Below are 3,725 nucleotides of genomic sequence, written 5' to 3' on the forward strand. Positions count from 1 at the left end.
CCCCTACCCTCCCCCGCTCTCGGCTGCGCTCGAGCGGGGGGACCCCCATCGTCCCTGGGGGCTGCCGCCCCCGGACCCCCGCCATCGCGCTTGCGCGCTCGTCCTCAAACGCCGGACGGGCTGGGGAGCAGGGGCACAGACCGGATTCGTCAGCCGGCGACCGACACCGAGGGCTCCCCGGAGGGGATCCCGTCGGCCTCCATCTGTTCGGCGATCTTCATCGCCTCGTCGATGAGGGTCTCCACGATCTTCGACTCCGGGACCGTCTTGATGACCTCGCCCTTGACGAAGATCTGGCCCTTGCCGTTGCCGGAGGCGACGCCGAGGTCGGCCTCGCGGGCCTCGCCCGGGCCGTTCACCACGCAGCCCATGACCGCGACGCGCAGCGGGACCTCCATGCCCTCCAGACCCGCGGTGACCTCCTCGGCGAGCTTGTACACGTCGACCTGGGCGCGCCCGCAGGACGGGCAGGAGACGATCTCCAGGCGGCGCTGCTTGAGGTTCAGCGACTCCAGGATCTGCATCCCGACCTTGATCTCCTCGACCGGCGGGGCCGACAGGGAGACGCGGATGGTGTCGCCGATGCCCTCGCTGAGCAGCGCCCCGAAGGCGACGGCCGACTTGATCGTGCCCTGGAAGGCCGGGCCCGCCTCGGTGACGCCCAGGTGCAGCGGGTAGTCGCACTGCGCGGCGAGCTGCCGGTAGGCGTTGACCATGACCACGGGGTCGTTGTGCTTGACCGAGATCTTGATCTCCCGGAAGTCGTGCTCCTCGAAGAGGGACGCCTCCCACAGCGCCGACTCGACGAGCGCCTCGGGCGTCGCCTTGCCGTACTTCTGGAGGAGGCGCTTGTCGAGGGAGCCCGCGTTGACCCCGATGCGGATCGGCGTGCCGGTGTCCTTGGCGGCCCGCGCGATCTCCTTGACCTGGTCGTCGAACTGCTTGATGTTGCCCGGGTTCACGCGCACCGCGGCGCAGCCGGCGTCGATCGCGGCGAACACGTACTTCGGCTGGAAGTGGATGTCGGCGATGACCGGGATCTGCGACTTGCGGGCGATGGTGGCGAGGGCGTCGGCGTCGTCCTGGGTGGGACAGGCGACGCGCACGATCTGGCAGCCGGAGGCGGTCAGTTCGGCGATCTGCTGGAGCGTGGCGCCGATGTCCGACGTACGGGTCGTGGTCATCGACTGCACCGAGACGGGTGCGTCCCCACCCACCGCCACGCTTCCGACCTGGATCTTCCGGCTCTTGCGGCGCTCGGCGAGCTTGGTCGGAACGGACGGCATGCCGAGTGAAATCGCAGTCATCTGCTGTGCAACCCCAAGGTAAGGATTCGGTCGGTCCCGAAAGCTGACGGGCTCCAGTCATCGAGATTACGTCACCCTCGAAGGCCGGAGCACATTCCCCGGGCACGACCACCCGATGGGGGACGGCCGGACACCCCTCGTGTCCGGCCGTCGTGAACGGGGTATGACTAGGAGATTCGCACCGGATTGACGACGTCCGCGATCAGCACCAGGATCGTGAAGCAGATGAAGATCCCGGCGACCACGTACGCGACGGGCATCAGCTTCGCCACGTCGAACGGACCCGGGTCCGGGCGCCGCAGCACCTTCGCCGCGTTGCGCCGCAGCGACTCCCACAGGGCGCCCGCGATGTGCCCGCCGTCCAGCGGCAGCAGCGGGAGCATGTTGAACAGGAACAGGGAGAGGTTGAAACCCGCGACGAGGAACAGCATCATCGCGATCTGGTTCTCCGGCGGAATGTCCAGGGTGAACACCTCGCCGCCGACGCGGGCAGCGCCGACCACGCCCATCGGGGAGTCCGCCTCGCGCTCGCCGTCGCCGAAGGCCGCGTCCCACAGGGCGGGGATCTTGGACGGCAGGTCGATCAGCGACTCGACGCCGTTCTGCATCATGTCGCCCATGCGGTCCACGGACTGCCCGAACGACTGCTGGACGATGCCGGAGGCGGGCGTAAAGCCGAGGAAGCCGGCGTACACGTACTTGCCCTCGACGTAGCCGCCGTCGCCGTCGGTCTTGCTGACCTGGTTGCGGATCAGGTGCGCGGAGAGGTCGAGCTGCTTGCCGTCCCGCTCGACGGTCAGGGTGACGTCCTTGCCGGGGTTGGCGCGGATGTCGGCCTGCAGGGCCGACCAGTCGGTGACCTTCTTCCCGTTGAACGCGAGGATCTCGTCACCGCCCTTGAGGCCGGCGGCCTTGGCGGGTGCGGGCGTGTCGCTCGCGCGGCACTCGGAGCGTGCCTCGCTCTGCTCGATGACGCAGTCGGAGACCTTGCCGACCGTGGTGGTCTGGGTCTGGACGCCGAACGTCATCATCACACCGAGGAAGATCGCGACGGCCAGGATCAGGTTCATGAAGGGGCCGGCGAACATCACGATCACGCGCTTCCACGGCTTGCGCGTGTAGAAGAGCCGCTTCTCGTCGCCCGGCTGGAGCTCCTCGAAGGACTGCGCCCGGGCGTCCTCGATCATGCCGCGCCACGGGGAGGTGGACCTCGCCTCCAGGCGGCCGTCGGGGCCGGGCGGGAACATGCCGATCATCCGGATGTAGCCGCCGAGCGGGATCGCCTTGACCCCGTACTCCGTGTCGCCCTTGCGGCGCGAGAAGATCGTCGGGCCGAAGCCGACCATGTACTGCGGCACGCGGATGCCGAACATCTTGGCCGTGGAGAGATGCCCCAGCTCGTGCCAGGCGATCGAGAAGAGCAGGCCGACCACGAAGACGACTATGCCGAGGATCATCATCAGGGTCGTCATGCACGAGCCTCCGCCGTTGTCATGGCTGTCGTCCGGGCTGGTGTCCCAGCCTTCTTGTGCGGTGCGGTGCGGGCCGCCAGTTCACGGGCCCTGGCACGTGCCCAGGTCTCCGCTTCGAGGACGTCCGCGACGGTGAGCGGGGTTCCCGCGGGGGGCGTGCCGTGTTCGGCGACGACCTCCGTGACGGTCTCCATGATCCCGTTGAACGGCAGTGCGCCGTTCAGGAACGCGTCCACGCATTCTTCGTTGGCGGCATTGAACACCGCGGGAGCCGTGCCCGCGAGTTCCCCGACGTGCCGGGCGAGCCCGACCGACGGAAACGCGTCGCCGTCCAGGGGGAAGAACTCCCAGCTCGACGCCTTGGACCAGTCGAAGGCGGGCGCGGCGTCGGGGACGCGCCGCGGCCAGCCCAGACCGATGGCGATCGGCCCCCGCATGTCGGGGGGCGTCGCCTGGGCCATCGTCGATCCGTCCGTGAACTCCACCATCGAGTGGACATACGACTGCGGATGCACGACCACCTCAATGTCCGCGAAGGGAATGTCGTAGAGGAGGTGCGCCTCGATGACTTCGAGCCCCTTGTTGACGAGGGTCGCGGAGTTGACGGTGATGACGGGGCCCATGGCCCAGGTGGGGTGCGCGAGGGCGTCCTCGGGGGTGACGTCGGCCAGCTCCGCCTTCGTACGCCCCCTGAAGGGTCCGCCGGAGGCGGTGACGACGAGTTTGCGTACGTCGGCCCGGGTGCCCGAGGCCAGCGCCTGGAACAGGGCGGCGTGCTCGGAGTCCACCGGGATGATCTGGCCCGGCGCGGCCAGCGCCTTCACCAGGTCGCCGCCRACGATGAGCGACTCCTTGTTGGCGAGCGCGAGGGTGCGGCCCGCCTCCAGGGCGGCGAGGGTGGGGGCGAGGCCGATGGAGCCGGTGATGCCGTTCAGGACGGTGTGGC

At 69.0% G+C, this 3,725-nt stretch carries 3 protein-coding genes; all 3 read right to left on the minus strand.

Annotated features, from left to right (window positions below; translation table 11 throughout):
* Positions 1–149: 149 nt before the first annotated feature.
* Positions 150–1,307: a flavodoxin-dependent (E)-4-hydroxy-3-methylbut-2-enyl-diphosphate synthase gene (ispG, locus tag FGF04_RS34570; protein WP_149515338.1), complete on the minus strand. Its 1,158-nt coding sequence runs from the start codon at positions 1,305–1,307 to the stop codon at positions 150–152.
* 167 nt (positions 1,308–1,474) lie between these two features.
* Positions 1,475–2,779 carry a M50 family metallopeptidase gene (locus FGF04_RS34575; RefSeq protein WP_149515339.1) on the minus strand — a complete coding sequence of 435 codons (1,305 nt, stop codon included), beginning with the start codon at positions 2,777–2,779 and terminating at the stop codon, positions 1,475–1,477.
* On the minus strand, positions 2,776–3,725 hold a 950-nt coding region (locus tag FGF04_RS34580), incomplete at its 5' end, for a 1-deoxy-D-xylulose-5-phosphate reductoisomerase (protein ID WP_149515455.1). The genes FGF04_RS34575 and FGF04_RS34580, both read right to left, overlap by 4 nt.

It is taken from the genome of Streptomyces apricus (assembly GCF_008369065.1).
In the GTDB taxonomy this organism is placed as follows: Bacteria; Actinomycetota; Actinomycetes; order Streptomycetales; family Streptomycetaceae; genus Streptomyces; species Streptomyces apricus.